28 protein-coding genes, 2 rRNA genes and 1 pseudogene are annotated in these 26,903 nt (G+C 67.6%); 21 read left to right on the top strand and 10 right to left on the bottom strand.

Annotated features, from left to right (window positions below; all coding sequences use genetic code 11):
* Positions 1–313 precede the first annotated feature (313 nt).
* The 4 genes from ACRSBM_RS35005 to ACRSBM_RS34990 all read left to right on the top strand — a co-directional run bounded on the left by ACRSBM_RS35005 (position 314) and on the right by ACRSBM_RS34990 (position 5,316).
* Positions 314–3,398 (top strand): 23S ribosomal RNA (locus ACRSBM_RS35005).
* A gap of 78 nt (positions 3,399–3,476) precedes the next feature.
* Positions 3,477–3,593: ribosomal RNA gene (rrf, locus tag ACRSBM_RS35000) — 5S ribosomal RNA — on the top strand.
* Between the two features lie 101 nt (positions 3,594–3,694).
* A complete protein-coding gene (locus tag ACRSBM_RS34995; RefSeq protein ID WP_434450328.1) occupies positions 3,695–4,519 on the top strand; it encodes a GNAT family N-acetyltransferase in 825 nt (274 codons plus the stop codon).
* Positions 4,507–5,316 carry a GNAT family N-acetyltransferase gene (locus ACRSBM_RS34990; RefSeq protein ID WP_434450326.1) on the top strand — a complete coding sequence of 270 codons (810 nt, stop codon included), beginning with the start codon at positions 4,507–4,509 and terminating at the stop codon, positions 5,314–5,316. The genes ACRSBM_RS34995 and ACRSBM_RS34990 overlap by 13 nt, the downstream gene beginning before the upstream one ends.
* Here ACRSBM_RS34990 and ACRSBM_RS34985 read toward each other — a convergent pair.
* On the bottom strand, positions 5,259–5,762 hold the full coding sequence (locus ACRSBM_RS34985; RefSeq protein WP_434450324.1) for an Lrp/AsnC family transcriptional regulator: 504 nt from the start codon (positions 5,760–5,762) through the stop codon (positions 5,259–5,261). The genes ACRSBM_RS34990 and ACRSBM_RS34985 overlap by 58 nt on opposite strands.
* Positions 5,763–5,842: 80 nt before the next feature.
* Between ACRSBM_RS34985 and ACRSBM_RS34980 the strand changes: the two genes are divergently transcribed.
* The 6 genes from ACRSBM_RS34980 (at position 5,843) to ACRSBM_RS34955 (ending at position 12,316) form a co-directional block, all read left to right on the top strand.
* Positions 5,843–6,274: a rhodanese-like domain-containing protein gene (locus ACRSBM_RS34980; protein ID WP_434450322.1), complete on the top strand. Its 432-nt coding sequence runs from the start codon at positions 5,843–5,845 to the stop codon at positions 6,272–6,274.
* A gap of 25 nt (positions 6,275–6,299) precedes the next feature.
* A complete protein-coding gene (locus tag ACRSBM_RS34975; protein WP_434450320.1) occupies positions 6,300–7,055 on the top strand; it encodes a type 1 glutamine amidotransferase in 756 nt (251 codons plus the stop codon).
* 86 nt (positions 7,056–7,141) lie between these two features.
* Positions 7,142–8,275 (top strand): inorganic phosphate transporter, encoded by a 1,134-nt coding sequence (locus ACRSBM_RS34970; RefSeq protein ID WP_434450319.1) that lies wholly within the window; start codon positions 7,142–7,144, stop codon positions 8,273–8,275.
* A complete protein-coding gene (locus ACRSBM_RS34965; protein ID WP_434450317.1) occupies positions 8,272–8,457 on the top strand; it encodes a hypothetical protein in 186 nt (61 codons plus the stop codon). The genes ACRSBM_RS34970 and ACRSBM_RS34965 overlap by 4 nt, the downstream gene beginning before the upstream one ends.
* 29 nt (positions 8,458–8,486) lie before the next feature.
* Positions 8,487–11,387: a bifunctional [glutamine synthetase] adenylyltransferase/[glutamine synthetase]-adenylyl-L-tyrosine phosphorylase gene (locus tag ACRSBM_RS34960; RefSeq protein ID WP_434450315.1), complete on the top strand. Its 2,901-nt coding sequence runs from the start codon at positions 8,487–8,489 to the stop codon at positions 11,385–11,387.
* Positions 11,384–12,316: an NADP-dependent oxidoreductase gene (locus ACRSBM_RS34955; protein ID WP_434450313.1), complete on the top strand. Its 933-nt coding sequence runs from the start codon at positions 11,384–11,386 to the stop codon at positions 12,314–12,316. The genes ACRSBM_RS34960 and ACRSBM_RS34955 overlap by 4 nt, the downstream gene beginning before the upstream one ends.
* Before the next feature lie 67 nt (positions 12,317–12,383).
* On the opposite strand, the gene ACRSBM_RS34950 is transcribed toward ACRSBM_RS34955, so the two are convergent.
* The gene (locus ACRSBM_RS34950; protein WP_434450311.1) at positions 12,384–12,617 is read right to left on the bottom strand and encodes a hypothetical protein; all 234 of its coding nucleotides are present in this window, start codon (positions 12,615–12,617) and stop codon (positions 12,384–12,386) included.
* A 101-nt stretch (positions 12,618–12,718) separates the two neighbouring features.
* On the opposite strand from ACRSBM_RS34950, the gene ACRSBM_RS34945 reads away from it, so the two are divergent.
* The 3 genes from ACRSBM_RS34945 to ACRSBM_RS34935 are packed head-to-tail and all read left to right on the top strand — an operon-like array spanning position 12,719 to position 14,007.
* A complete protein-coding gene (locus ACRSBM_RS34945; protein ID WP_434450309.1) occupies positions 12,719–13,294 on the top strand; it encodes a hypothetical protein in 576 nt (191 codons plus the stop codon).
* A gap of 32 nt (positions 13,295–13,326) precedes the next feature.
* The gene (locus ACRSBM_RS34940; RefSeq protein WP_434450307.1) at positions 13,327–13,488 is read left to right on the top strand and encodes a hypothetical protein; all 162 of its coding nucleotides are present in this window, start codon (positions 13,327–13,329) and stop codon (positions 13,486–13,488) included.
* 18 nt (positions 13,489–13,506) lie between these two features.
* Positions 13,507–14,007 carry an NADAR family protein gene (locus tag ACRSBM_RS34935; RefSeq protein WP_434450306.1) on the top strand — a complete coding sequence of 167 codons (501 nt, stop codon included), beginning with the start codon at positions 13,507–13,509 and terminating at the stop codon, positions 14,005–14,007.
* On the opposite strand, the gene ACRSBM_RS34930 is transcribed toward ACRSBM_RS34935, so the two are convergent.
* On the bottom strand, positions 13,988–14,515 hold the full coding sequence (locus ACRSBM_RS34930; RefSeq protein WP_434450305.1) for an NUDIX hydrolase: 528 nt from the start codon (positions 14,513–14,515) through the stop codon (positions 13,988–13,990). The two genes, ACRSBM_RS34935 and ACRSBM_RS34930, sit on opposite strands and share 20 nt — an antisense overlap.
* A 169-nt stretch (positions 14,516–14,684) precedes the next feature.
* On the opposite strand from ACRSBM_RS34930, the gene ACRSBM_RS34925 reads away from it, so the two are divergent.
* Positions 14,685–14,870 carry a hypothetical protein gene (locus ACRSBM_RS34925; RefSeq protein ID WP_434450303.1) on the top strand — a complete coding sequence of 62 codons (186 nt, stop codon included), beginning with the start codon at positions 14,685–14,687 and terminating at the stop codon, positions 14,868–14,870.
* A gap of 61 nt (positions 14,871–14,931) precedes the next feature.
* Here the strand turns inward: ACRSBM_RS34925 and glnA are convergent, their stop codons facing one another.
* Positions 14,932–16,356: a type I glutamate--ammonia ligase gene (glnA, locus tag ACRSBM_RS34920; protein WP_434450301.1), complete on the bottom strand. Its 1,425-nt coding sequence runs from the start codon at positions 16,354–16,356 to the stop codon at positions 14,932–14,934.
* Between the two features lie 169 nt (positions 16,357–16,525).
* Here glnA and ACRSBM_RS34915 point away from each other — a divergent pair, with 169 nt between their 5' ends.
* On the top strand, positions 16,526–16,999 hold the full coding sequence (locus ACRSBM_RS34915; protein ID WP_434450299.1) for an RDD family protein: 474 nt from the start codon (positions 16,526–16,528) through the stop codon (positions 16,997–16,999).
* On the opposite strand, the gene ACRSBM_RS34910 is transcribed toward ACRSBM_RS34915, so the two are convergent.
* Entirely contained in the window at positions 16,940–17,278 is a 339-nt protein-coding gene (locus ACRSBM_RS34910) for a helix-turn-helix transcriptional regulator (RefSeq protein WP_434453348.1), read from the bottom strand. The genes ACRSBM_RS34915 and ACRSBM_RS34910 overlap by 60 nt on opposite strands.
* 90 nt (positions 17,279–17,368) lie before the next feature.
* Positions 17,369–17,893: pseudogene (locus ACRSBM_RS34905) on the bottom strand (cupin domain-containing protein); the annotation flags it as partial.
* Between the two features lie 89 nt (positions 17,894–17,982).
* On the opposite strand from ACRSBM_RS34905, the gene ACRSBM_RS34900 reads away from it, so the two are divergent.
* The gene (locus tag ACRSBM_RS34900) at positions 17,983–18,267 is read left to right on the top strand and encodes a DUF1330 domain-containing protein (RefSeq protein ID WP_434450297.1); all 285 of its coding nucleotides are present in this window, start codon (positions 17,983–17,985) and stop codon (positions 18,265–18,267) included.
* 61 nt (positions 18,268–18,328) lie between these two features.
* On the opposite strand, the gene ACRSBM_RS34895 is transcribed toward ACRSBM_RS34900, so the two are convergent.
* Positions 18,329–19,057, bottom strand: coding sequence for a DUF4191 domain-containing protein (locus ACRSBM_RS34895; RefSeq protein ID WP_434450295.1), 729 nt, complete (start codon positions 19,055–19,057; stop codon positions 18,329–18,331).
* A gap of 61 nt (positions 19,058–19,118) precedes the next feature.
* Between ACRSBM_RS34895 and ACRSBM_RS34890 the strand changes: the two genes are divergently transcribed.
* The 5 genes from ACRSBM_RS34890 (at position 19,119) to ACRSBM_RS34870 (ending at position 23,368) form a co-directional block, all read left to right on the top strand.
* Positions 19,119–21,188 carry an ATP-dependent DNA helicase UvrD2 gene (locus ACRSBM_RS34890; protein ID WP_434450293.1) on the top strand — a complete coding sequence of 690 codons (2,070 nt, stop codon included), beginning with the start codon at positions 19,119–19,121 and terminating at the stop codon, positions 21,186–21,188.
* Positions 21,189–21,335: 147 nt separating this feature from the next.
* Complete coding sequence (locus ACRSBM_RS34885) at positions 21,336–21,605, top strand: hypothetical protein (protein ID WP_434450292.1); 270 nt, start codon at positions 21,336–21,338, stop codon at positions 21,603–21,605.
* A 98-nt stretch (positions 21,606–21,703) separates the two neighbouring features.
* Positions 21,704–22,024, top strand: a complete 321-nt coding sequence (locus tag ACRSBM_RS34880; RefSeq protein WP_434450290.1) for a WhiB family transcriptional regulator — start codon at positions 21,704–21,706, stop codon at positions 22,022–22,024.
* Between the two features lie 286 nt (positions 22,025–22,310).
* Complete coding sequence (locus tag ACRSBM_RS34875) at positions 22,311–23,183, top strand: class I SAM-dependent methyltransferase (protein ID WP_434450288.1); 873 nt, start codon at positions 22,311–22,313, stop codon at positions 23,181–23,183.
* A gap of 41 nt (positions 23,184–23,224) precedes the next feature.
* Positions 23,225–23,368 (top strand): hypothetical protein, encoded by a 144-nt coding sequence (locus tag ACRSBM_RS34870; RefSeq protein ID WP_434450286.1) that lies wholly within the window; start codon positions 23,225–23,227, stop codon positions 23,366–23,368.
* A gap of 801 nt (positions 23,369–24,169) precedes the next feature.
* Here the strand turns inward: ACRSBM_RS34870 and ACRSBM_RS34865 are convergent.
* From ACRSBM_RS34865 to ACRSBM_RS34855, 3 genes are all read right to left on the bottom strand, one after another.
* Positions 24,170–24,712, bottom strand: a complete 543-nt coding sequence (locus tag ACRSBM_RS34865) for a hypothetical protein (RefSeq protein ID WP_434450284.1) — start codon at positions 24,710–24,712, stop codon at positions 24,170–24,172.
* Positions 24,713–24,805: 93 nt separating this feature from the next.
* Positions 24,806–26,116: an ABC1 kinase family protein gene (locus ACRSBM_RS34860; protein ID WP_434450282.1), complete on the bottom strand. Its 1,311-nt coding sequence runs from the start codon at positions 26,114–26,116 to the stop codon at positions 24,806–24,808.
* Positions 26,113–26,877, bottom strand: coding sequence for a hypothetical protein (locus tag ACRSBM_RS34855; protein ID WP_434450280.1), 765 nt, complete (start codon positions 26,875–26,877; stop codon positions 26,113–26,115). Before ACRSBM_RS34855 ends, ACRSBM_RS34860 begins: the two co-directional genes overlap by 4 nt.
* Positions 26,878–26,903 lie beyond the last annotated feature (26 nt).

Here is a 26,903-nt window from a genome sequence, read left to right as displayed (position 1 = left end):
GTCCCGAGCATCGGTCAGAACCACACCAGCCTTGATGCTGGGTGGGCTCATTAGTGGATGCTGGCTGGCTAGACGTTCGGTTGTCACGACAGTGAGTACTGCGCCTTCGGGTGCGTGGAAAGGTGTCGAGAGGGCTGGATGAACGGATCGGTACGCTGTTGGGTCCTGAGAGAACACGCTTTTTGTGTCTTTCAGCAGATCGGATCATCTCAGCCCTCGAACCGCCGGCTTCCGAGCCAGGCAGGCGAGCAGCACAGAAGAGATGGTGACCGTTCGTTCTTTGAGAACTGCACAGTGGATGCGAGCATCTTTGTAGCAAGTTAGTAAGGGCATACGGTGGATGTCTTGGCACCAGGAGCCGATGAAGGACGTAGGAGACTGCGAAAAGTCTAGGGGAGCTGTCAACCGAGCTGAGATCCTAGAATTTCCGAATGGGGAAACCCGGCCCCAGTCATGTGGGGTCACCCATACCTGAACACATAGGGTATGTGGAGGGAACGCGGGGAAGTGAAACATCTCAGTACCCGCAGGAAGAGAAAACAACCGTGATTCCGTGAGTAGTGGCGAGCGAAAGCGGATGAGGCTAAACCGTACTCGTGTGATACCCGGCAGGGGTTGCGTGTACGGGGTCGTGGGACCTCTTGGTCAGTTCTGCCGGACTGACAAGCAGTCAGAAAACATTGTGGTTAGAGGAATGCGTCTGGAAAGCGTGAGCGTAGAGGGTGAAACTCCCGTACTCGAAAACCCGATGTCTGCTTAGAGTGTTCCCAAGTAGCAGCGTACTCGTGAAATTCGCTGTGAATCTGGCGGGACCACCCGCTAAGCCTAAATACTCCCTGGTGACCGATAGCGGACTAGTACCGTGAGGGAAAGATGAAAAGTACCCCGGGAGGGGAGTGAAATAGTACCTGAAACCGTGTGCCTACAATCCGTCGGAGCCTTTAGGGGTGACGGCGTGCCTTTTGAAGAATGAGCCTGCGAGTTAGTGCTACGTGGCGAGGTTAACCCGTGTGGGGTAGCCGTAGCGAAAGCGAGTCTGAATAGGGCGCTTGAGTCGCGTGGTCTAGACCCGAAGCGGTGTGATCTAGCCATGGCCAGGGTGAAGCGCGGGTAAGACCGCGTGGAGGCCCGAACCCACCAGGGTTGAAAACCTGGGGGATGAGCTGTGGTTAGGGGTGAAAGGCCAATCAAACACCGTGATAGCTGGTTCTCCCCGAAATGCATTTAGGTGCAGCGTCGTATGTTTCACCGCGGGGGTAGAGCACTGGATGGTCTAGGGGGCCCACAAGCTTACCGAAATCAACCAAACTCCGAATACCGTGGTGTGAGAGTGCGGCAGTGAGACTGCGGGGGATAAGCTTCGTAGTCGAGAGGGAAACAGCCCAGAACGCCAGCTAAGGTCCCTAAGTGTGTGCTAAGTGGGAAAGGATGTGGGGTCGCACAGACAGCCAGGAGGTTGGCTTAGAAGCAGCCACCCTTTAAAGAGTGCGTAATAGCTCACTGGTCAAGTGGTCCTGCGCCGACAATGTAGCGGGGCTTAAGCACACCACCGAAGCTGTGTCATTTCAGCCTTGAGCTGGGATGGGTAGGGGAGCGTCGTGTAGCGGTTGAAGCGGCGGAGTAATCCAGCCGTGGACGCTATGCGAGTGAGAATGCAGGCATGAGTAGCGAAAGACGAGTGAGAAACTCGTCCGCCGGATGACCAAGGGTTCCTGGGCCAGGCTAATCCGCCCAGGGTAAGTCGGGACCTAAGGCGAGGCCGACAGGCGTAGTCGATGGACAACGGGTTGATATTCCCGTACCCGTGTGAACGCGCCCATGATGAACCTTGTGATACTAACCGCCCGAAGCACCAGCGAAAACCCTTCGGGGTCTAGCTGACTGTGGAGCGCGGGACCTGAACTTGTAGTAGTCAAGCGATGGGGTGACGCAGGAGGGTAGCTCCGCCAGTGAGTGGTAGTACTGGTGCAAGCGTGTAGGGAGTCTGGTAGGCAAATCCGCCAGGCATATATCCTGAGACGTGATGCGTAGCCGATTGAGGCGAAGTAGAGTGATCCCATGCTGCCGAGAAAAGCCTCTAGCGAGCTTTCACGCGGCCCGTACCCCAAACCGACACAGGTGGTCAGGTAGAGAATACCGAGGCGATCGGGCGAACTGTGGTTAAGGAACTCGGCAAAATGCCCCCGTAACTTCGGGAGAAGGGGGGCCAGAGGACTTGAAGCCCTTCGCGGGCTAGGGTCAGCTGGCCGCAGAGACCAGCGAGAAGCGACTGTTTACTAAAAACACAGGTCCATGCGAAGTCGCAAGACGATGTATATGGACTGACGCCTGCCCGGTGCTGGAACGTTAAGGGGACCGGTTAGTCCTTCGGGGCGAAGCTGAGAACTTAAGCGCCAGTAAACGGCGGTGGTAACTATAACCATCCTAAGGTAGCGAAATTCCTTGTCGGGTAAGTTCCGACCTGCACGAATGGCGTAACGACTTCTCGACTGTCTCAACCACAGGCCCGGCGAAATTGCATTACGAGTAAAGATGCTCGTTACGCGCGGCAGGACGGAAAGACCCCGGGACCTTTACTATAGCTTGGTATTGGTGTTCGATTCGGCTTGTGTAGGATAGGTGGGAGACTGTGAAGCGCTGACGCCAGTCAGTGTGGAGTCATCGTTGAAATACCACTCTGGTCGTATTGGATGTCTAACCTCGGTCCGTGATCCGGATCAGGGACAGTGCCTGGTGGGTAGTTTAACTGGGGCGGTTGCCTCCCAAAGAGTAACGGAGGCGCTCAAAGGTTCCCTCAGCCTGGTTGGCAATCAGGTGTCGAGTGCAAGTGCACAAGGGAGCTTGACTGTGAGACTGACGGGTCGAGCAGGGACGAAAGTCGGAACTAGTGATCCGGCCATGGCTTGTGGAAGCGTGGTCGCTCAACGGATAAAAGGTACCCCGGGGATAACAGGCTGATCTTCCCCAAGAGTCCATATCGACGGGATGGTTTGGCACCTCGATGTCGGCTCGTCGCATCCTGGGGCTGGAGTAGGTCCCAAGGGTTGGGCTGTTCGCCCATTAAAGCGGTACGCGAGCTGGGTTTAGAACGTCGTGAGACAGTTCGGTCCCTATCCGCCGCGCGCGTAGGATACTTGAGGAAGGCTGTCCCTAGTACGAGAGGACCGGGACGGACGGACCGCTGGTGTGCCAGTTGTTCTGCCAAGAGCATTGCTGGTTGGCTACGTTCGGAAGGGATAACCGCTGAAGGCATCTAAGCGGGAAGCTCGTTCCAAGATGAGGTATCCCACCCTTCGTGGGTTAAGGCCCCCAGCTAGACCACTGGGTTGATAGGTCAGAGGTGGAAGACCGGTAACGGTTGGAGCTGACTGGTACTAATAGGCCGAGGACTTGTTACAAAGACGCTACGCATCCACTGTGCGGTTCTGGAAGAACCGAGCGGCATTCCGATCGCCGCAGGTACAACTCCACAGAGTTTCGGTGGTTATAGCGTTGGGGAAACACCCGGTCCCATTCCGAACCCGGTAGTTAAGCCCTTCTGCGCCGATGGTACTGCACTGGTTACGGTGTGGGAGAGTAGGTCGCCGCCGGACAATCTTTCAGAAGACCCCTGAGGGTCGAGCACTTCGGTGCTCCCCTCAGGGGTCTTCTGCATGTCCGGATTATCGCTTGCCCGACCTGATCTGATGGATCCATGGACGCGGTCGTGCACGCCAGCCTGGACTCCTTCGACGCCGCTACCCACGATCGGCTGGCAGCCGATCCGGTGCGGAACACGGTGGCGCTCACCTCACTGGACCGCATCCGCCGCCTGCCGGCCGAACATCCGCCGACCCTGATCACGTTCCACGAGAACGGGAACGTGATCGGTTCCTTGGTCCGCACCCCGCCCTGGCCGTTCCAGGCGGCGGATCTCCCGGTCGCCGCGGCACAACTGGCAGCGCGGATCGCCGGCGAGATCGACCCGGACGCCCCCGGTGTGACAGGTCCGCGGGACAGATCAGAGGCGTTCGCCACAGCGACCGGCAGGACCTTCACCGAGTCCCTGGCCACCAGGCAGTACCGCCTCACCACCCTGACCCCGCCGGCCGTCGAGGGATCCGGCCGACTGGCCACCGAGGACGACATCGAGCTGCTCGGCGCCTGGCGCCAGGCGTTCACCAGGGAAGCGGTGCCCGAAGCCCCGGACGAACCGGCGACAGAGGTCGTCCGCGGTTCCCTCCGCCTGGGCAACGGCCACGCCCTCTGGATCGTCGACGGCACCCCGGTCGCCTGGGCCTCGGCAAGCCTCCCGCAGGCCGGCATGTCCAGGGTCGGCCCGGTCTACACCCCGCCCGAGCACCGCAAACACGGCTACGGCGCCGCGGTCAGCGCGCTGGTCAGCCAGTGGGCCCTCGACCAGGGCGCCACCGACGTCCTGCTGTTCGCGGACCTGACCAACCCGATCTCGAACTCGATCTACCAACGCATCGGCTATGAACCACTCGACGACTGGGCGGAGTTCTGGTGGAAACACTGAGCCACGACGACATCGACGACTTCCTCGCGGTGGCGGGCGACTTCCTCGCCGCCGATCCCGTGAACAACAGCGTGCACCTGACCGGCCTGGACGCCGCGCTGCAGGGACGCAGACCGGCGGTCACGCTGATCTCGTTGCACGACAACGGAACCGTCGTCGGCGCGGTGACCAGGATGGAGGGTCGTCCGCTGCACGTCGCCGCGATGCCACCGGCCGCGGCGACCGTCGTCGTGAACGCACTCGAAGGACACGAGATCGACGAGGTCACCGGAACGCGGGAGCGGGTCGAGGCCTTCCGCACGCTCTGGCGCGACGGTGGCAGGGAGGTCTACGCCCTGCGCCTGTACCGGCTGGAGGACCTGGTGGTGCCGGACGTACCGGGTGAGTCGAGACTCGCCACGCCGGCCGACGACGACCTGATCACCGGATGGTGGATCGGGTTCGTGGCCGAACTGGACGGACTCCCGCGCGAGGAGGCCGAGAAGCGGGCGATGGACAGCCGGTGGATGTCGGCGGGGCACGTCCTGTGGCTGGTCGACGGCGTCCCGGTGTCCTGGGCCGCAAGCACGGCCCCGGTCGGCGGGGTGTCGCGGGTCGGCCCGGTCTACACGCCGCCCGAGCACCGCCGGCACGGCTACGCGGCCGCGGCGACCGCGGCGATCAGCCAGTGGGCGTACGGCGAAGGCGTCGACCACGTCGTGCTCACCGCGGACCTCGCCAACCCCACGGCGAACTCCGTCTACCAGGGCATCGGTTTCCGCGCGGTCTCCGACTGGTCCGAGTACCGCTGGGACTGACCCAACAGCTCGGGCGACAACGGGCGGTTGCGGACGTGGGAGGAGAACACGAGCGACGTGGTGGTGTCGCCGTACCGCTGCATCACCTCGACGAGCTCCTCCAACTCGGCCATCGACCGGCAGACGACCCGCAGCAACCAGCAGTCGTCGCCGGTCACGTGGTCGGCGTCGAGGATCTGCGGCAGCACCAGCACCTGTGCGCGGAACCGCGGCGTGTCGAGCGACCGCACCCGCACCCGCACGATCGACTCGATCGGCAGTCCCAGGCGTGCCGGCGACACCACCGCGGTGAAGCCCGTGATCACGCCGAGCGCCTCCAGCCGGCGCACCCGTTCGGTCACCGCCGGCGCGGACAGCGACACCTCACGCCCCAGCGCGGTGAACGACATCCGCCCGTCCTGCTGGAGCAGCGTCAGGATCTTCCAGTCCACGGCGTCGAGTTCCACCTGGAAATCATAGGGAGAACAGGCCGAACGCCTGGACTTCCGCCTGTCCTCAGAGGACTGGCGCCAGCAGGATCGAGGGCATGACGAACGCACTGCGCTTCCCCGCCGCCGACCCGCACACCGCCGCCGCCTTCTTCGCCGCCGAGCTCGCGTTCGAGGCCGACCCCGACGACGTCCACCGCGACCTGCTGGAGGGCAACGTCAAGGGCTACGTCCTCGTGGAGACGCGAGCGCCCGACGCGTTCGAGCAGGAGCGCATCCCCGGCGCCATCAACCTGCCGTACCGCGACCTGCCCGAGCGGCCGGACCTCGATCCTGAGCTGGTCTACATCTGCTACTGCGAGAGCTTCCAGTGCAACGCCGCCACCAAGGGCGCGCTGGCGCTCGCGCGGAGGGGCTTCCGGGTGAAGCGCCTCTCCGGCGGCATCACGGCGTGGCGGGAGGCCGGCTACCCGACCGAGACGAACCGTCTCGTCTCGTCTGATGTTTCCAAGGTCGCGTGCCACTGTTGACCACTGCCGACATAGGCTCGAGTGCGTGAACGCACCGCGCCTGCTCGTCCTGCAGCCCTCGCAGTCAGACCCGCTCGCGAAGCTGGGTGACTGGCTGGAAGCCGAGGGCGTCGAGCTCGACCTCGTACAGCTGAAGGAAGAGCCGGCGCCGCAGAACCTCGACGGCTACCAGGGCGTCATCTGCCTCGGCGGTGAGATGGGTGCGCTCGACGACATCGATCACCCGTGGCTCGCGGACGCCCGCCGGCTGCTGTCGAGCGCCGTGGCGAAGAAGGTGCCGACGCTGGCGATCTGCCTCGGCGCGCAGCTGCTCGCGGCCGCCACCGGTGGCCAGGTGCGCAAAGGTCCGCAGGGACCGGAGGTCGGCGTGTTGCTGGTGGCGAAGCGGGATGCCGCCGGCAACGACCCGTTGTTCGCCGACCTGCCGTTCACGCCCGACGTCCTGCAGTTCCACAACGACGAGGTCCACCTGCTGCCGCCCGGCGCGGAGCACCTCGCGGCGTCCCCGAAATATCCGAACCAGGCGTTTCGGGTGGGCGAGAGCGCTTACGGCCTGCAGTTCCACATTGAGACGACCCCGGAAATCGTCTTGAACTGGGCCGCCAAGGATCCCGATTCGGCGGCCTGCGCGCGGCCCAGTCACTTCGACCAGGAGTTCCTCGAGGAGGCGCATCGCGACTTCGAGGAGGTGTGGCAGCCGTTCGTCGCGCGATTCGCGAAACTCGTTCGGGGAGAACTGTTGCCCGCAGGGGGGCTGGGCACACAACTTCCGTTGGTGTGACGTTACTTTCGTAGGTTTTAGGACATCCTCCGTTGGCGGTACCGTAATCTCCTGGACAGCTTGTTCGATCCAGCCGGAGGATCAGTGTGGATCCCGCACTTGTAGTGATCATCGTTGTTGTCACTGCTCTCATCTTCGACTTCACCAACGGGTTCCATGACACGGCCAACGCCATGGCCACCTCCATCGCCACTGGTGCTCTGAAGCCCCGCACGGCGGTCGCGTTGTCCGCGGTACTCAACCTCGTGGGCGCGTTCCTTTCCGTCGAGGTCGCCAAGACCATCTCCGGCGGCATCGTCGACGACGCCCAGATCACGCCCGCCGTCATCTTCGGCGGGCTGGTCGGCGCGATCATGTGGAACCTGGTCACCTGGTACGTCGGCCTGCCGTCGAGCTCGTCGCACGCGTTGTTCGGCGGGCTGATCGGTGCTGCGTGGGTCGCGTCCGGTGCGGACGCCATCCACTTCGCGAAGGTCTTCGACAAGGTGCTGGTGCCCGCGATCGTCGCGCCACTGGTCGCCGGTCTCGTCGCGGCCATCGCCACGATCGTCGTCTACCGCCTCAAGCGGGCGGCGGACCCGCGGGTCTCGCACACCGGCTTCAAGGTCGGCCAGGTCGCGTCCGCCTCGCTGGTCTCCCTCGCGCACGGCACGAACGACGCGCAGAAGACCATGGGCATCATCACGCTCGCGCTGATCACGTCCGGTTCGCTCGCCCCCGGCTCCGGCCCGCCCACCTGGGTGATCGTCAGCGCCGGTGTCGCGATCGCGCTCGGCACGTACCTCGGTGGCTGGCGCATCACGCACACGCTCGGCCGCGGCCTGACGACCATCGAGCCCGCGCAGGGCTTCGCGGCGCAGACCTCGACCGCCACGGCGATCCTCGCGTCCTCGCACCTCGGCTTCGCGCTGTCCACGACGCACGTCGCGTCCGGCGGCATCATGGGCTCCGGCCTCGGCCGTGACCGGCACGGCGTCAAGTGGGGCACGATGGGCAAGATGGCCGCCGGCTGGCTGCTCACGCTGCCCGCCGCCGGCATCGTCGGCGCGCTCGCGGGCAAGTGGGCGTCCAGCGGCACCACGGGTGTCATCGGCGTCGCCGTCATCGGGTCCGCGGTGTCGCTCGGCATCTGGATCCTGTCGCGCCGGGAGCCGGTGAAGCCCGAGCACATCGTCGACGAGGTCGCCGCCCAGGCCGAGCTGCACAAGGTGGCGGCATGACCGTCAACTGGGTCGCGCTGCTCCAGGTCTTCGGCGCCACGTTGCTGGCCACGGTCCTCGTGGTGACGTTGTTCGTGGTCGGCATCCGCGCGTTGTCGGGCGGCAAGAAGGTTCCCGCGTACGCGAGCTTCGCCGGGTGCGTCGCCGTCGTGTTCTACGGGCTCTCACTGATCGTCTTCTGACGCGGTGAGGGCATTAGGGTTGGCTCTTGATGAGCGAACCAGTCCGCCACGCGTCACCGGCAAGATTCGGGCTCACCGAGCCGCGCAGCGAAGAGGTGCTGCGCGGTCTCGGCCTCTGGGCTGACCGCCGTCCTGGCGACGGCGCCGAACCCGTGCTGTCCGCGCTGTCCCGGTGCCCCGATCCCGACCTCGCGCTGCGCGGGCTGGAACGCCTGCACGCCGTCGCCGACTGGGACGCCCTCTCGGCCGCGTTGCACGAGGACGTGCTGGTCCGCGGCCGGTTGCTGGCCGTGCTCGGCTCGTCGACCGCGCTGTCGGACTTCCTGGTCGTGAACCCGGACCGGTGGCGTTCGCTGACCGGCGAGGTCGACGTGTCGCTGGAACTGGCGGACGGCGACGTGCTGCGTACCGAGTATCGGGCGAAGCTGCTGCTCGTCGCCGCCAACGACCTGGCATCCGTCGTGGAGCCCACGCTGCCGTTCGTCCCGTACGACACCGTGGCCGAGCAACTGTCCGATCTGGCCGTGTCGGCTCTGAGGGCGTCGCTGAAGCTCGCGGCGGAACGCGTGAACGGCGCCGACCGCTGCCAGCTCGCCGTGATCGCCATGGGCAAGTGCGGCGCGAACGAGCTCAACTACGTGAGCGACGTCGACGTCGTGTTCGTCGCCGAGGGCGATCTGGGCGTGGCGACGCGGCTGGCCAGCACGATGATGCAGATCGCAGGCCAGTCGTGCTTCGAGGTCGACGCGGCGCTGCGGCCGGAGGGCAAGGCCGGGGCCCTGGTCCGCACGTTGGACGGACACGCCTCCTACTACAAGAAGTGGGCGCGGACCTGGGAGTTCCAGGCGCTGCTCAAGGCACGGCCGGTCGCCGGTGACGCCGAGCTGGGGCAGGCCTACCTCGACGTCGTGCGGCCGTACGTGTGGACGGCGGCCGAGCGGGAGAACTTCGTCGAGGACGTGCAGGCGATGCGGCGCCGGGTCGAGGACCACGTGCCGTCCGGGCTCGCCGACCGCGAGCTGAAGCTCGGCCGGGGTGGCCTGCGCGACGTCGAGTTCGCCGTGCAGCTGCTGCAACTCGTGCACGGCCGTTCCGACGAAGAGCTGCGCATTCAGGCGACGACCGCCGCGTTGGCCGCGTTGGGCAAGGGCGGGTACGTCGGGCGCAACGACGCGGCGGACTTCGGGCGCTCGTACCGGTTCCTGCGCACACTGGAGCACCGGCTGCAGTTGCAGCGTTTACTGCGCACGCACCTCTTCCCGGCCGACGACGACGTCACGGCGTTGCGCTGGCTGGCGCGTTCCGTGGGGCTCGCGGCGGACGGGCGGAAGTCGGAGGGGCAGGTGCTGCTCGCGGAGTTCCGCAAGCACGCCAACCAGGTCCGGCGGCTGCACGAGAAGCTGTTCTACCGGCCGTTGCTGCAATCCGTGGCGGGCGTTCCGACCGAGGCGTTGCGGCTCACGACCAAGGAGGCCGTGGCCCGGCTTGCCGCGTTGGGCTACACGTCCCCTGACGGGGCGTTGCGGCACATCCAGGCGTTGACGCACGGGGTGTCGCGGCGTGCTCGCATCCAGGGTGCCCTGCTGCCGGTGCTGCTGGACCTCTTCGCCGGCACGCCCGATCCGGACGGTGGGCTGCTCGCGTACCGCAAAGTCTCGGAGGCGCTCGCGGAAACGCCCTGGTACCTGCGGTTGCTGCGGGACGAGGGCGCGGTCGTCGAACGGCTCGCGGCACTGCTCGGCACCTCTCGCCTCGTGCCCGACCTACTGGTGCGGGCACCGGAGGTGTTGAGGCTGCTCGCGGACACCGAGGCGCTGGTCGGCGGTGATCCCCACTCGATCGGGAACCCGCTGCGCAGCGCGGTGTCCCGGTACGGAGACGCGCCGCGGGCGATCGCGGCCGCACGGTCGTTGCGGCGCCATGAGCTGCTGCGGATCTCGGCCGCGGACCTGCTGGGGTTCATGCCGCTGGAGACGGTATGCATCTCGCTGTCCGAGGTGTGGGCGGCGGTGCTGGAGAGCGCGCTGGACGCGGCCGTGCGGGCGTCCGGTGAGCCTCTCGCCGTGGTCTCCGTTATCGGGATGGGACGGCTCGGCGGCCATGAGCTCGGGTACGGCTCGGACGCGGACGTGATGTTCGTGTGCCGGCCGCTGGAGGGCGTGTCGGACGCCGAGGCGGTGAAGTGGGCGAGCGGTGTCGTGGAGAAGATCCGGCGGCTGCTCGGCGCGCCGTCGCAGGACCCGCCGCTGCAGGTCGACACTGACCTGCGGCCAGAGGGCCGGCAGGGGCCGCTGGTGCGGACGCTCGATTCCTACCGCGCCTACTACCGGCAGTGGGCGGAGCCCTGGGAGAGGCAGGCGCTGCTGCGGGCCCGGTTCATCGCGGGTGACGCCGAGCTGGGCACCGAGTTCGAGGCGCTGATCGAGCCGTTGCGGTACCCGGCGGACGGGCTGGACGCGGCATCGGTACGGGAGATCAGGCGGATCAAGGCGCGGGTCGACGCCGAACGGCTGCCGCGCGGCGCCGACCCGAGCACGCACACCAAGCTCGGACGCGGTGGGCTCGCCGACGTCGAGTGGACCGTGCAGTTGTTGCAGCTGCAGCATTCCGGCGCCGTGCCGGGTCTGCGCACACCGTCCACAATGGCCGCGATGACGGCCGCCGTCGAGGCGGGACTGCTGGCCGCCGACGACGCAGCCGCGCTGACGGCCGCGTGGAACCTCGCGACCCAGGCGCGCAACGCCGTGACGCTGGTGCGGGGCAAGGCGTCCGACCAGCTGCCGACGTCCGGGCGCGACCTGGTCGCCGTGGCCTGCGTGATGGGGCACCAGCCGGGTGGCGATCCGGGGGAGTTCCTGGAGGAGTACCGCCGGACCACTCGTCGTGCGCGTGCGGTGGCCGAGCGTGTCTTCTACGGTGAGGAACTGTGAGAGCGATCGCGTATACCGAGTTCGGCGACGCCGGGGTCATGTCGTTGCAGGAGTTGCCCGATCCGCTGCTGGGGCCTGACCAGCTCCTCGTGGAGGTGCGCGCGGCCGGGGTGAACCCGGTGGACTTCAAGGTCAGAGCCGGGCACCTGCGGGGTCTGATGCCGCACCACACGCCGTTGATCCCGGGATGGGACGTCTCCGGTGTCGTGCGGGCGGTGGGCATCGGCGTGCAGGACTGGAAGCCGGGCGACGAGGTGCTCGCGTACGCGCGCAAGGACCACGTCCAGTTCGGCACCTACGCCGAGCTGATCTCCGTGCCGGACCGGATGGTCGCGCGTAAACCGTCCACGGTGGACTTCGTGACCGCGGCCGCGCTGCCGCTGGCCGGGCTGACGGCGTTGCAGTCGTTGAAGGCCGTCGGCGCCGGTGCCGACGACGTCGTCCTGGTGCACGCGGCCGCCGGTGGCGTCGGGCATCTCCAGGTGCAGATCGCGCGTGAGCTGGGCGCGTCCCGGGTGCTCGGTACCGCGTCGCCGCGCAACCACGAGTTCGTCCGGTCGCTGGGAGCCGAACCGGTCGCGTACGGAGACGCGCTGGTCGACACGGTGGCGGAGCTCGTCGGCGGCGACGGCCTGGTCGACGTGGTGGTCGACAACGTCGGCGGGCTCGCGTTCGACCAGTCGTTGCGGCTGGTGCGGGACCGGGCCCGGATGACGTCCATTGTGGACGGACCGCGCGCGCTGGAGAACGGCGTCGTCAACACGTGGGCGCGGCCGAACGCGGAACAGACGCAGTGGCTGGCGGACCTCGTCGCGGCCGGGAAGCTGCGCGTCGAGGTGCAGCAGACTTTTCCGTTGGCTGACGCGGTGAAAGCGCACAAACTGCTCGAAGGTGGGCACGTGCGCGGGAAAGTTGTGCTGACCGTCTGAAATCTTCAGGTATTTCTTCAGGTTTCGGGGGCACTCCTCACCGGGTGCCCCCGCCTGCTGAACCTGCTCAGTCCTCGTCGGAGTCGGGGTCCACCGCCGGAGCGTTGGTGTAGACCTCGATCACCCACTCCTCCTCCAGCGACTCGGCGTCGTCGGCGTCGGGAACGAGGCGGTTGTAGGCACGAACACCGAGGTCGAGCACGTCAGCGGCCTGGATCGCTTCGACCGCTTCGGCTGCCGAGCCGACGATGTGGGTGGTGAGCAGCTGAGGAGCCGTGAATTCGGCGACATCTTGAGACACGCGCGGACACTAGCGCATTGACGTTTCACCCAATCGAGATGAGACTAGGCGGCGCTCAGTGGGGAGCTGTGTTGTGTCGCGGGGGTCGAGCAGAGGAAGTCATGCAGCATCGCAGGGTCACGCGCCGAGGTAAGACCGTGATCGCCATCGCGGGCGTGGCTGTCGGGGTGCTCGCGCTACTCGGTGTGATCGAGTATGCACTGAGTGGCAGCAACTCCGCCGCCCAGCCTAACGTCACCGCTACGACGACTACACCCAACAACGTCGAAACTCCTGATGGCGCACTGGACACCACCGAGCCGTCCGCCGAGGTGAAGGTGCAGACGGGCTCGTTCAAGCAGCAGCGCGGCATGCTGACGGTAGAGGTCACCCGCGTAGAAGCCGCGAACGGCCGGGTGAAGCTCTTCGTCACGGCCACCAACGCCTCCCAGGCCAGAATGACCCTCCCCGTGGACGGCATCGCGGTCCTGGACGACCTGAAGCGCACCTACACGGCGTCCAGCAGCAAGTGGGACAGCCTGGTCACCCAGGGCACCACCACCTCGGGCACCGTGATCCTCGACGAGAAGGTCGGCGCGGGTGTGAACTCGCTCACCCTCACGTTCTCGTCGATCTCCGGCCAGTTCGCGCCCACCGGCGCCGCGATCACCGTCACGGGTATTCCACTGCCGAAGTGATTCCACCCGGTTTGCGCGGGTACGCCTGATGCATGACTCAACGTGGAAGTGACCAGCACGGCTTCGCGAAGGACGACCACCTGAAGAAGGAGGTCGAGAACGAGCTGCGCGCCAACGGCCCGACGAGGTCCGAGGCGTGGCGCGAGCCGGAGATGCCGGAGCCGGGCGAAAACCCCGAGGAATCGCGCGGGTAGTCCGCCTACTGTGGCCGCATGAAGTACCTGTTCTTCTGGGGCCACCAGCCAGAACGCGACGGCGGCGTCGGCAATGGCTGCCTGTCGCAGTGGTGGCCGTGCTCGTTCGTGGCGGACGGACAGCAGTTCGCGTCCGCCGAGCATTACATGATGTGGCGCAAGGCTTTGCTGTTCGACGACACCACCGTCGCCGAACGAGTGCTGGCCGCCCGTACTCCCGCCGAGGCCAAGGCCCTGGGCCGCCAGGTCTCCGATTTCTCGAGCGAAGTCTGGGATTCTTCGCGGCTCGAGATCGTGGTCGAGGGAAACCTGGCGAAGTTCGGCCAGAACCCGCCGCTGCGCTCCTACCTGGTGGGCACCGGTTCCCGCATCCTGGTCGAAGCCAGCCCGCAGGACCGCGTGTGGGGCATCGGCCTGGTCGCGTCCGACCCGCGTGCCGCGGACCCCGCGTCCTGGCTCGGCCTGAACCTGCTCGGCGAAGCGCTGATGGAGGTCCGCTCTAGGTTGACCGCAGCGTGAGGTAGGTGGTGAGGCCCGCCAGCGTGATCCCGCAGGGAACCAGTCCTTTTCGGATCATCGCGGGAACCTCGCCGAGCGGCACCCACTCCACCCTGACCGCCTCGGCGGGATCGTGCTCGCCGGTCTTCGTCGCGCCGGTGCCGACGAAGATGGGCACGACCTGGGAGCAGATGCCGTTCAACGGGTGAATGGTGACCAACGGCTCGACGCTGACCCGGTAACCGGTCTCCTCCTCGGTCTCCCGGACCGCCGCGTCCTCCGCCGTCTCACCCGCCTCGAGCCGGCCGGCCGGGATCTCCCAGCCCCACGAGTCCGTGGTGAACCGGTGCCGCCACATCAGCAGAACCTTGTCGTCGTCCACGACCACCACGGCCGTGGACGGGTACGGCAGCCGCACGACGTGGTGCTCGAACCGGTCACCCTGCGGCACTTCTACGTCGTCGAGGTCGACGCTCATCCACTCGGACTCGTAGATCCTGCGGGTGCCGTGCACCGTCCACTGTGTCACTGGCAACCAATACCACGTGAACCCCGTGCCGCCGCTACGCGTGTGTGAAGGCGTAGCGGAAGCAGGGGAGCGACGATGTTCAGCTACTCAGGACCGGCTCGTCTCGTCTACGCGGACGGTAGCGCGGCCGACCTGGATCGGGTGGACCTGATCGAGACGGTGTCCGACGGTGTCCGACGGCGTCTGGCAGCTGTCCGGCGCTGGGACGGCCGCGGAAGCCCTCGACGGTGGTGCGGCCCGGATCAAGTTGCCGACGGGAGGGGAGGCCGACGTCCTGGTCTCCCGGGTGGGCACGGATGCGAGAGGGGTGTCGTGCAGCGTGACGCTGATCAGTTCCTCGGCTTCGCCGGTGTGATCCGGAAAGGCCGAATGCCCGGCAGGAGATCCCACCGGGCATTCGGGCAGAGCACTACCGATCACACGTCGTAGTAGAGCGCGAACTCGTAGGGGTTCGGGCGCAGACGCAGCGGGTCGATCTCCTGCTCACGCTTGTACGAGATCCAGGTGTCGATCACGTCCGGGGTGAACACGCCGCCCTCGAGCAGGAACTCGTGGTCGGCCTCCAGGTTGTCGAGCACGGCGTCCAGGGTCGCGGGGACCTGCTTGACGTCGCGGGCCTCCTCGGGCGGGAGCTCGTAGAGGTCCTTGTCGATCGGGGCCGGCGGCTCGATCTTGTTCTTCACGCCGTCGAGGCCCGCCATGACCATCGCCGAGAAGGCGAGGTACGGGTTGCCCGAGGAGTCGGGGCAGCGGAACTCGATGCGCTTGGCCTTCGGGTTGTTGCCCGTGATCGGGATGCGGACGCACGCCGAGCGGTTGCGCTGGGAGTAGACCAGGCTGACCGGGGCCTCGTAGCCGGGGACCAGGCGGTGGTAGGAGTTCACCGTCGGGTTGGTGAAGGCCAGCAGCGACGGCGCGTGGTGCAGGATGCCGCCGATGTAGTGGCGGGCGGTGTCGGACAGGCCCGCGTAGCCGCTCTCGTCGTGGAACAGCGGTGCGCCGTCCTTCCACAGCGACTGGTGGGTGTGCATGCCCGAGCCGTTGTCGCCGAACAGCGGCTTCGGCATGAAGGTGACCGACTTGCCGGCCTGCCACGCGGTGTTCTTGATGATGTACTTGAACAGCATCAGGTCGTCCGCGGCGTGCAGCAGCGTGTTGAACTTGTAGTTGATCTCGGCCTGGCCGCCGGTGCCGACCTCGTGGTGGGCGCGCTCGACGGTGAAGCCCTGGGCCTCCATGTTGAGGACCATCTGGTCGCGCAGGTCGGCGTAGTGGTCGTTCGGGGTGACCGGGAAGTAGCCGCCCTTGTACTTGACCTTGTAGCCGAGGTTGCCGCCCTCTTCCTCACGGCCGGTGTTCCACCAGCCGGAGACCGCGTCGATCTTGTGGAAGGAGGCGTTCGCGGTCGTGTCGAACTGGACCGAGTCGAAGATGTAGAACTCGGCCTCGGCACCGAAGTACGCGGTGTCGGCGATGCCCGAGTCGGTGATGTACTGCTCGGCCTTGCGCGCGATGTTGCGCGGGTCGCGGCTGTACGCCTCACGCGTGAACGGGTCGTGCACGAAGAAGTTGACGATCAGCGTCTTCTCGATCCGGAACGGGTCCAGGCGCGCCGTGTACAGGTCGGGTAGCAGCAGCATGTCCGACTCGTGGATCGACTGGAAACCGCGCACGGAGGAGCCGTCGAAGGCGAGACCCTCCTCGATCGCGTCGGCGTCGAACGCCTTCGCGGGGAGCGTGAAGTGCTGCATCACGCCGGGCAGGTCGCTGAAGCGAACGTCGACGAACTTGACGCCCTCGTCCGAGATGAACTTCAGCAGCTCGTCGGAATTCTTGAACACCCTCGTCGACTCCTTGACTATCGGTCCCGGCTGGTCATCACGAGCGACCGTATGTCGGCGGTGTTGCCCGTCCGTCACTCGGATGTTTCGCCAGTGTTAACGGGGCCGTCCGAAGGGGCAAGACGACCTGCCAGTCCTCACCCGTTGAGCACGGCCTTACTCTGGTGGAGTGAGCAGGTGGACCGGAACGTGGCTGTCAGGACCCAGCTCGGCGCTGTCGCCGGGCGAGGACTCGAACGACGGCACGCAACAGCGCTGGCGTGGTGAGCGTCACGGCTTCCCGGAGAAGGGGCCGGGCTCCATCGCCTCGATCGGGCGGCGCACGTTCGCCATCCTGGTCGACTTCTTCCTCTCGGCGGGCGTCGCGGCTCTGTTCACGCAGCCCGACCTGCCGAAGAACTGGAGCCTGCTGGCCTGGTTCGTCATCACCGTGGTCGCTGTCGCGTTCTTCGGGTTCACGCCGGGGCACGCGCTGCTCGGGCTGCGGGTGGCCCGCATCGACGGCAAGACGTTCGTGCACCTGCCCCGCGCGCTGCTGCGGACCGTGCTGATCTTCCCGCTGATCCCGGCGCTGGTCTGGGACTCAGACGGGCGGTGCCTGCACGACAAGGCCGCCGGCACCGTCGTCATCAAGGTGCGCTGACCGCCGCCGGAACCTGCCGGGCGCCACGCCGAACTCCCTCTTGAACGCGGTGGCGAAGGCGAACTCGGACGTGTAACCGACCCGGCGTGCGACCGAGGCCAGCGTCTCCTCGCCGTCGAGCAGCATCCGCGCGCCGACGCTCAGCCGCCACCAGGTCACGTACGCGATCGGTGACTGTCCCGCCAGCGCGGTGAAACGGCGGGCGAAGGCCGTCTTGGACATGCCCGCCCGCTCGGCGAGCTCGGTCACGGTCCACCGGTGAGCCGGATCGCGATGCACGTGGCGCAACGTCGCGGCGATCACCGGGTCGGTGAAGGCGGCGCACCACCCGGTACCCGGATTGCGCTCGGACTCCTCGTCCAGCCACGCGCGCAGCAGGTACACGAGCAAGAGGTCGAGCAACGCGGGCAATGCGGCACCCGCGCCGGGCCTCGACTCGGCGACGTCCGCGCTGAGCAGGTCGACGGCGGCGCGCAGCGCGGGGTGCCTGCCGGGCTGCGCGCGTAGGTGCAGCACGTCCGGCAGGGTCAGAAGGAACGGGTGCGCCTAACCGCGTTCCAGCCGGTAGGCGCCGCACACCAGGTGCGTGTGCCCGTCGGGATCGTCGGTAGGGCGGTCGGTGTCGCGTGCGGGCGGCAGTTCGGCCGTCGTGCGGTCCGGGCGGTCGCTCAGACCGTGCATGGCCCCGTGCGGCAGGAAGACCACGTCGCCGGCGTCGAGTCGCACTGGCGCCCCTGACGGCGGGATCAGCCAGCACGAGCCCCGCACCACGACGTGGAAGCCCGCACCGGCGTAGGGACCGAAGCGGTGGCCCCAGGGCCCGTTCCAGCGTGAGCGCGTGAACTTGGCGCGGCCCACGCGCATGGTCGCGATGACATCGGTGAAGACATCCACCGTTTCAGGCTAGGGCAGGTCGGATCGCGCATAATCCGGGCCGTTCCAGAGATGGAAACGACCGATACGCGCTATTTACGGTTGATCACATGACCGCTTACGTAGTGATCGACTCGAACATCACCGACGAAGAAGGCTTCCAGGAGTACGTGGATGAGGTGTTCCCGCTCCTGGAGAAGGCAGGTGCCCGCAACATCCTCGACGACGCCGCACCGCGCGTGTACGAGGGCGACTGGTCGTGGCGCAGGCTCGTGATCCACGAGTTCGAGAGCAAGGAAGCCGTGGAGGAGTTCTGGAACTCGCCGGCGTACGAGCCGCTCAAGCAGCTCCGGCGGCGGTACTCGACGGTGCGGATCGTCGTCGGCGGGGTCTGACGCGAAACGGCGCCTGTCCCCGCTGGCGAAGGGGACAGGCGCCGTTTCGTGAGGAGTGCTGTCAGCGGCGACGCATCGCGCGCTGGACGTTGCGCATCTTCGCGCCCGCCGGCATCGGGCCCTTCGGCAGTGCGGCACCGCGGCTGGCCAGCGCGGAGAGGCGGGTCTCGAGCGTGTCGACCTGGGCGGCCGTGATGTTGCGCGGCAGCTTCATCAGGGTCGACTGCAGCTTCTTCAGCGGGACCTGGCCCTCGCCGGTGCCGATGATGAAGTCGTAGATCGGCGTCTCGCCGACGACGCGCGCGATGCGCTTCTTCTCCTGGGCGAGCAGCGGCTTCACCCGCTGCGGAGCGCCCTCGGCGACCAGGACCACGCCCGGACGGCCGAGCACGCGGTGCACGGCGTCGAGCTGCGTGGTGCCCGCGACGGCGGGGGTGACGCGCCAGCGGCCGCGCAGGTTCTCGAGCGCCCACGCGCCGGCGCCGGGCTGGCCGTCGGCCTTGCGGAAGACGTTGCTCTGCACGCGGCGGCCGAAGATGATCACGGCCAGCAGCGCGCCGATCGCGACGCCCAGCGGCACGACCATCCAGACCACGTCGAAGATGATGCCCAGGACCACGGCGATCGCAGTGACGCCCAGCAGGGCGCCCAGCATCATCGGGACGAGCGCCTTGTCCTCGCGGCGCTGCATCTTGAACGCCTCGAAGATCTGCTTGCGCCGTTCGCGTGAAGCCGCGCGGCGAACCTTCGCCGCTTCCTTGGCAGCCGCCTTGTCCTGCTTACCAGCCATACCTACAGGATACGGCGCGCTGGTCTCGGTGTTGCATCGGCCATCTGCGAGACTGCCAGGCATGGACGCGTTGCTCGAGGGTCTCGATCCGGAACAGCGCGCAGCGGTCGAGGCGCCCCGCGGCCCGGTCTGCGTGCTCGCGGGCGCCGGTACCGGCAAAACGCGCACCATCACGCACCGCATCGCCTACTTGTGCCAACGCGGTCACGTCGCTCCGTCACAGGTCCTCGCCGTCACGTTCACCAAACGCGCTGCGGGGGAGATGCGCACACGTTTGCGCTCTCTCGACGTGCACGGCGCACAGGCCGTGACGTTCCACGCCGCCGCGTCACGCCAGCTGCGCTATTTCTGGCCGCGCGTAATCGGTGGCCCGCGCTGGGAGCTGGTCGACCAGAAGATCCGCGTCGTCGCCCGCGCCGCGTCGAGGCTGGGACTGCCGACCGAGCCGGACGCGCTGCGCGACCTCACCAGCGAGATCGAGTGGGCGAAGGCGTCGCTGCTGACGCCGGAGGACTACCCGGTCGCCGCCGCCAGGGCCGCGCGGGACATCCCGGCGCCCGCCGAGCAGATCATGAAGCTCTACACGACCTACGAGCAGCTCAAGAACGAGGCGCAGCTGCTCGACTTCGACGACCTGCTGCTCTACACGGCGGGCGCGCTGGAGGACAACGCGGAGGTCGCGCAGGAGTTCCGCGACCGCTACCGCTGCTTCGTCGTCGACGAGTACCAGGACGTGACGCCGTTGCAGCAGCGCGTGCTCGACTCGTGGCTGGGCGGCCGTGACGACCTGACCGTGGTCGGCGACGCGAACCAGACCATCTACTCGTTCGCGGGCGCCTCGCCGCAGCCGCTGCTCAACTTCGGGCGGAGGTTTCCCGAGGCCGTCGTCGTGCGGCTGGAGCGCGACTACCGGTCGACGCCGCAGGTCGTCGAGCTGGCCAACGACGTGATCAAGTGGGCGCGGGGGCGTCCGGCGGGCTCGCGGCTGAACCTGGTCGGCCAGCGGCCGGACGGGCCGAAGCCGCGGTTCCACGAGTTCGACGACGAGCCGGCCGAGGCCGACGCCGTCGCGCGCCGGATCAAGACGTTGCTCGACGAGGGCGTCGCGGCCTCCGAGATCGCGATCCTCTACCGCGTCAACGCGCAGTCCGAGGTGTACGAGCAGGCGCTCGCCTCCCTCGGCATCCCGTACCTGGTGCGCGGCGGCGAGCGGTTCTTCGAACGCGCCGAGGTGCGCCAGGCGATGATCACCCTGCGCTCGGCGGGCGAGGTCGAAGGAAGCCTGCCCGAGGTCGTCCGCTCGGTGCTCGTGCGCGTCGGGCTGACCGACGAGCCGCCTACCGGTGGCTCCGCGCGCGAACGCTGGGAGTCGCTGCTCGCACTGGTCGAGCTCGCCGAGGAGTTCGCCGCCGCGGCGCCCGAGGCCGACCTGCCGCGGTTCTGCGTGGAGCTCGACCTGCGGGCCGAGGCGCAGCACCCCCCGACGGTCGAAGGCGTGACGCTGGCGTCGCTGCACGCGTCGAAGGGCCTCGAGTGGGACGCCGTGTTCCTCGTCGGACTGGTCGAGGGCACCGTGCCGATCCAGTACGCCGACGGTGACGAGGCGAAGGTCGAAGAAGAACGCCGCCTTCTGTATGTAGGTGTCACACGCGCGCGTGAGCACATCTGGCTGTCGTGGGCGTTGTCGCGCGCGGCCGGTGGGCGCAAGTACCGGCGCCGGTCACGCTTCCTCTACAGCCTCGTGCCCGAGAATCATCCGGCCGCACGCGTATCTGGTGGTGCGCAGCGGCCACCTCTGATGAAGAAGGAGAAGCCGACCTGCCGGGTGTGCGCGTCGACCCTGGTCGAGGCGCAGGCCGTCAAGCTCGGCCGATGCAGGTCCTGCCCGTCCGATGTGGACGAAGAACTGCTCGAGTCGCTGCGTCAGTGGCGTGCGGGGCGGGCGCGGGAGCTCAAGGTGCCCGCGTACGTCGTCTTCACCGACGCGACACTGATGGCGATCGCGGAGCAGCGGCCCACGGATTCGGCCGGACTCGTGGCGATCTCTGGCATCGGCGCCTCGAAGCTCGATAAGTTCGGTGACGACGTGTTGGGCCTGGTCCGAGCCGGTGTCGGGTACTCCGCCACCTGATCGGGACAAGTTTCGTTAAATAGGTTGCGAGCCCCAGGGACGGGGTCATAACCTGCTCATGCCGGGTCCGGAGGACCCGTCTGGGGAAGAAGAACTACTACTAGCTCTCAACTGCAGAGCTCTCTCGCTCGGAGGAGGTGGCCCGTTGTGAAGATCTTCAGCATCTCGCGCGCGCTCGGCCTCCCGTTGACCGAGGGCCTTTGCACGTCCGCATCCACTCAGGCCATGTGGCACAAGTCTGCCCACAAGCCAGTGGCACTGCTGGGTCGCGAGCGCGGCACCGCCCTGCGTTGCACCGTCATGGGCGGCGAACTGCGCAACGAGCAGCCGATCGCGCTGCCCGTCATCGACGACGTCGACAACTACACGAATGCGCTGTCCGCGCATCAAGTGAGAAGGCTCCTGCCGACCCCATAAGGGGGTCGAAGGACCACCAGGCTCACGAAAGCCGCGGACTCGCACAGAGTCCGCGGCTTTCGTGTTTTCGCAGTACCCCACACAAGGAGAAAACCCTGATGTTGACCGCGACTGTCCCGCTCACGGGCGAGACACTTCCGGACCTCGCGGAGGGGCTCGACATCCCCTGCCGCACCCACAACCCAGACCTCTGGTTCGCCGACGCTCCGGCTGACCTCGAGAAGGCGAAGACCTTCTGCGGGACCTGCCCGGTCCTGGCGGAGTGCCTCGCCGGCGCCATCGCCCGTCACGAGCCGTGGGGCGTCTGGGGTGGAGAGATCTTCGAGCGCGGTGTCGTCATCGCGCGCAAGCGGCCCCGTGGCCGTCCGCGCAAGGACGCGACTGTTGTCACTGCCAGCAAGACGGAGGCGGCGGCGTGAACACCGTGCAGCTCAACCACAGCGCAATGCCCGCCTACCTGAACGAGGGCCTGACTCCCATGTCTCTGAACGAAGAACTCGTGCGAATACGAATACAAGAAGCCCAGAGGTTCGCTGAAGAGCAACGCCTGGCGAACCGCCTCGCGTCAGCGCAACGTTGGCGCAGGTTGTCGCGATGGGCGGGACGCAGAGCGGCTCGCTTCGACCTCTGACAGTCTCGAGCTGAGGCCGTCATCCACGAGAAGGTGGATGGCGGCCTCGGCCGTTCCTCCGTACCGTTCCCCGTGTGCCGCACCACACCCACGACGGAATCGACTGGTCCGCACGCCTCCACGCGATGAGGCGCTACGGCTCGCTGCAGGCGGAGGCGCTGGACGCGGTCGCCCGCAGACTCGTCGCACCGCTGCCCGACTCGCCGGTCGTCATGGACGTCGGCTGTGGCGCCGGCTCCATGAGCGTGCCCCTGGCCGCGGCACTGCGCGACCACGGCGGCGGCGTCCTCGTCCTGGTCGACGCGACCCCGGAACTGCTCGACGCAGCCTGCACCGCGGCCCGCGCCGAGGCGGACGGCGCCGTCTCGGTGAAGCCCGTACTCGCGGACCTCGCCTCGGAGGACCCGCTGTCGTTCGCCGGCCCGGTCGAGCTCATCTGGGGCTCGCGGGTCGTTCACCACCTCCCTGATCAGTTGCGCGGTCTGAAGCGCCTGGTCTCCGCACTCGCTCCCGGCGGCTGGCTGGCCCTGGCCGAGGGCGGCCTCGAGACCCGCTTCCTGCCGTGGGACCTCGGCGTCGGCGAGCCCGGCCTGCAGGACCGCATCGCCGCGGCCCGCGCGTCCTGGTTCGTGTCGATGCGCGAGAACATGACAGGCACCGTCCGCCTACCGGTCGGCTGGAACGTCGCCCTGGCCGACGCGGGCCTCGGCGAGATCAGCGCCTTCAGCTTCGTCGTCGACCACCCGGCCCCGGCCAAACAGCTGGTCCGCGACTGGGCCGCCGACCGCCTGACCTGGCTGACCGAGATCACCGGCCCGTCCCTGCACCCGGCCGATCGCGAGGCGCTGCGGCGCCTGCTCAATCCCTCCGACTCCGAGTACGTCGGAGCCCGCGAGGACGTGTTCCTGCTGGAGACCGACACCGTTCACGTGGGGCGGCGCCGGTGACCGCAGGGGCGGCGGTGGCGGTGTGCCACAGATGTGGGCGGATGCGTTCCTCCGTTTCTGACCTGGAGTTCCTGGCCTGGTCGTCCGAGCGGACCGGTGGGGGTGTGCGGTGGTTGTGCCAGGTGTGCTCGAAGACCCACGTGCGGGACATCGAGGGCAAGCTGCCTGACGAGTACTGGCGCTGACGCGCCGGGCGGCGCGAGCGTGGGTCGTGAGGTTGCCGGGTTCGGGGCTCACGGGTCGTGGGCCGTGTGTCGCGCGGGCTTGTGGGTCGCGGGCTTGTGGATCGCAGGGTTGTGTGTCGCTGGGTTGTGGGCCGCGCGGTGGTGGGCCGCGCGGTGGTGGGCCGCGGGCTTGTGGATCGCAGGGTTGTGTGTCGCTGGGTTGTGGGCCGCGCGGTGGTGGGCCGCGCGGTGGTGGGCCGCGTGCTTGTGGATCGTAGGGTTGCGTGTCGCTGGGTTGTGGGCCGCCGGATTGTGGGCCGCGGGGTGTGGGTCGCCGGATTGTGGGCCGCGGGGTTGTGGGCCGCGGGTTTGTGGCTCGCGGGTTGTGTGTCGCGGAGTTGTGGTTCGCAGGTTCGTGGGTGGCGGGGTCTTGATTCGCCGGGGTGTGGTTCGCACGGTCGCGGGACGGAGTTCGGTGGCATGCGGCCCGCGGGGTCGGAAGTCACTGGTCGCGAGGTCGCGGGATACGGATCGCGCGAGAGTTCCATGGAACGCGGCCTTCGGGCGCGGGCTGCTGGGCAGGCGCTGAGCGAGCGATCCCAGGTGCCTGGGTTGTACAGCCGGCGCGGCTCCTTCACGTCTGTCGACTGCCGACCGCCTGCCGGAACGTGCGCGGGCGTCGGGGCTCGGTTGGCTCGTGCGGCGAACGATCCGACTGTTCTGGACACCGGGTCGATTGCAGCCGCCGAGCCTGCGCAAATGCGGTGACATCGAGAGTGGCTGCGAGGGGCGATGCCCTGGCCGACCCTCAAGCGTTGGCGGTCAGGTCGGGTAGAGGTGGCGTAAGGCCTGCCTGACCAGCGCCGTTCCTCGTCGGCTGCCCAGCCGCAGCTCGTCGAGCAGGTCACCGGGCGAGCACAGCCGCGCGCCCACCACGGCGTCGAGGATCTCCACGACGGCGCGCGGGTTCGTCTCCCGGCGCGCCAGGTCCAGGGCGGCGCGGGCGGGCTTGACCAGTGTCAGCCCGTCGCGTTCCACGACGCCCGGCGGTCGGCTCGTGCGCTCGAGGAGGATCGACGGATGCGCTCTTCGCGCGTTCATCCCCGCGAGCACGTGGATGTGCCGGGGAAGAGGCACGACGGCGCCTTGCCGGACGAGCGCGTCGGCTCCCGTGACTGCCGAGGAAGGGCCCGTGAAGGAGAGAACGGCGCGGAGCCGGTCCAGCCGGGTCGGGGGCGACGGCTTCGTCAGGAAGACGCCGGGCAGCAGCTGTTGCCACGGGCCGGCGGGTGTGCAGTGGCGCTGGGCCTCGCGTGAGGAGATCCCGGATTTGCGCAGGTCAGCGGTGGTTGCGATGGGTGCCATGTGGTTCATCGTGGCGCATCGGACGGCCCTCGAAGGGGGCGAGAAGCCAACCTGTGGATAACTCGCCGGGCAATCACCCGAACGGGGAACGACTCAGTCGTCGAATCCCGGCTGCCAGCGCGCGACGATCTCGCGTGCCGTCACGTGGGCGTCCAGTTGGCAGAGGATGCCCGTCGCACCCATCGTCACGCGGTGGATCAGCAGGTACTGCGGCGGCAGGTTCAGCGAGCGGCCCGTTTGCGAGTCCGGGCTGCGCAGGTCGCCGACGCGTTCGGCCTGCGACTGCAGCCAGCGGCGGGTGAAGTGGAACGTCTCGGTGCGCAGCGGCTCCACGAACGGCGACAGGTAGCCGAGCACGTCCTCGCCGTGCAGTTCCATGCCCTCGCGGATGAAGTTCTCGTTCCGCAGCAGTTCGACCAGGTCGGCGGAGCGGCCGTCCAGGGCCAGCCTCGTCATCAGGCCCAGCGTCTTGGGCAGGCCGTCGGGGAGGCGGGCGACGGCGCCGAAGTCGATCACGCGCAGGCGGCCGTCGTCGCCCAGCATGAAGTTGCCGGGGTGAGGGTCGGCGTGCAGCAGGCCGGAGCGGGACGGGGCCGAGAAGTGGAACTCGGCGAGCCGCTGGCCTGCCAGGTCGCGGTCTTCCGGTGAGCCCTCGCGGATGATGTGCGACAGCCCGACGCCGGACGTCCACTCGGTCACCATGACCTTGGGCGACGAGGCGATGACGCGGGGGACCACGACGTGCGGGTCGTTCTCGAAGGCCTTCGCGAACGCGCGCTGGTTCGCGGCCTCGTCGCGGTAGTCGAGCTCCTCCAGGTACCTGTCGCGCAGCTCCTCCAGCAGCGGGCGCACGTCGGTGCCGGGCATGATCGCCTGCAGCAGCCGGGAGAACCGCAGCAGCTGCTTCAGGTCGGCGCGCAGGGCCTCGTCCGCGCCGGGGTACTGGACCTTCACCGCCACGTCGCGGCCGTCGTGCCACACGGCGCGGTGCACCTGGCCGATGGACGCCGACGCGGCCGGGTCGTCGTCGAACGACTGGAAGCGCTTCGTCCAGGACGCGCCGAGCTGTTCGGCGAGCACGCGGTGCGTGGTGCGGGCGGGCATCGGCGGGGCCGCGGTCTGCAGCTTCGTCAGCGCCTCGCGGTACGGGGCCGCGAGCTCGTCCGGGACCGCCGCCTCGAACACGCTCAGGGCCTGGCCGAACTTCATTGCGCCGCCCTTGAGCTGGCCGAGCACCGCGAAGACCTGTTCCGCGGTCTTGGCCGTCACCTCGGCGTTGACCTCGTCGGCCGCGCGTCCGGTCAGTCGCTTCCCCCAGCCGCCGACAACCCGGCCTGCCACCCCGAGCGGGAGGCTCGCCAGCTTGGCGGTGCGCTGCACGGCCTTGCGCGGAATCTCGGTCACTCGGCCATGTTATGTGCGGAGCACTGACAGTCAGGGTGCGGATACCAGCTTCGCCTCTCAGCAACACCCGTCACCAGGTCGAGCTCGAGAGTGGCGTTGAGCACTGGTGGCGGTACCGGGTCGAGGCCGCGCACATAGGCCAGCGACTCGAGCACCTGTGCGACGGCGAGCGCCGCCGTCCCCGACGCGAACAGCACGTCGGTGGACGCCGGCCGGCCGACGAGCTGGGCCGCGATGGCGGGCCAGGCCGGGTCCTGGTCGGTGCGGTGCAGGTCCGCGCAGTTCAGGCACGAGGAACGACCGGGCAGGACCAACGGCCCGACGATGCCCACGCCCTCACGCACGCGCACGGCCAGATGCGGCGTCCGGAACGCCATCAGCGTGCTCACGAGGTTCGGATCGGGGACCAGTGTCGCCGCCAGCACCGTCAGATCCGCGTTGTGCGCGAGCTGAACGCCTGATTCAGCTAGAAGCGAAGTAATTGAGAGAGCAAGGTGTCCGTCGCCGTGGACGGCGGCTGTCCCGCCCTTCGCGCGGGAGCCGCTGTCGAGCAGGCCGGCTTCGTCGAGCGATTCGAGAACTTCACCCAGCTGGGTAGGGTCTTCGCCACGCTTTTTCAGCCTTTCACCCAGTTCAGCGACGGTGTGGCGGCCGTCCAGGGTGATCAGTTCGTCGACCAGCGCCTCGGGCAGCGAGTCGATCACCACGGCGTGTTTCGGGTCGGTGCCGACCTGGACGACACCGGGACCGCGGCGCACCACGGCCAGTCCTGCACGCACGCGAGGTC

The organism is Lentzea xerophila, from assembly GCF_051094245.1.
In the GTDB taxonomy this organism is placed as follows: domain Bacteria; phylum Actinomycetota; class Actinomycetes; order Mycobacteriales; family Pseudonocardiaceae; genus Lentzea; species Lentzea xerophila.
The sequence above is the reverse complement of the archived record's forward strand: the minus strand, read 5'-3'. Positions and strand labels throughout refer to the sequence as shown.

What these genes read in the sequence shown, in the direction of transcription:
- ACRSBM_RS34995 (WP_434450328.1), top strand. Translation starts at nt 3,695, where the DNA reads ATGGACGCGGTCGTGCACGCCAGCCTGGACTCCTTCGACGCCGCTACC.
- ACRSBM_RS34980 (WP_434450322.1), top strand. Translation starts at nt 5,843, where the DNA reads ATGACGAACGCACTGCGCTTCCCCGCCGCCGACCCGCACACCGCCGCC.
- ACRSBM_RS34965 (WP_434450317.1), top strand. Translation starts at nt 8,272, where the DNA reads ATGACCGTCAACTGGGTCGCGCTGCTCCAGGTCTTCGGCGCCACGTTG.
- ACRSBM_RS34960 (WP_434450315.1), top strand. Translation starts at nt 8,487, where the DNA reads ATGAGCGAACCAGTCCGCCACGCGTCACCGGCAAGATTCGGGCTCACC.
- ACRSBM_RS34945 (WP_434450309.1), top strand. Translation starts at nt 12,719, where the DNA reads ATGCAGCATCGCAGGGTCACGCGCCGAGGTAAGACCGTGATCGCCATC.
- ACRSBM_RS34940 (WP_434450307.1), top strand. Translation starts at nt 13,327, where the DNA reads ATGACTCAACGTGGAAGTGACCAGCACGGCTTCGCGAAGGACGACCAC.
- ACRSBM_RS34935 (WP_434450306.1), top strand. Translation starts at nt 13,507, where the DNA reads ATGAAGTACCTGTTCTTCTGGGGCCACCAGCCAGAACGCGACGGCGGC.
- ACRSBM_RS34900 (WP_434450297.1), top strand. Translation starts at nt 17,983, where the DNA reads ATGACCGCTTACGTAGTGATCGACTCGAACATCACCGACGAAGAAGGC.
- ACRSBM_RS34895 (WP_434450295.1), bottom strand. Translation starts at nt 19,057, where the DNA reads ATGGCTGGTAAGCAGGACAAGGCGGCTGCCAAGGAAGCGGCGAAGGTT.
- ACRSBM_RS34890 (WP_434450293.1), top strand. Translation starts at nt 19,119, where the DNA reads ATGGACGCGTTGCTCGAGGGTCTCGATCCGGAACAGCGCGCAGCGGTC.
- ACRSBM_RS34880 (WP_434450290.1), top strand. Translation starts at nt 21,704, where the DNA reads ATGTTGACCGCGACTGTCCCGCTCACGGGCGAGACACTTCCGGACCTC.
- ACRSBM_RS34870 (WP_434450286.1), top strand. Translation starts at nt 23,225, where the DNA reads ATGCGTTCCTCCGTTTCTGACCTGGAGTTCCTGGCCTGGTCGTCCGAG.
- ACRSBM_RS34865 (WP_434450284.1), bottom strand. Translation starts at nt 24,712, where the DNA reads ATGGCACCCATCGCAACCACCGCTGACCTGCGCAAATCCGGGATCTCC.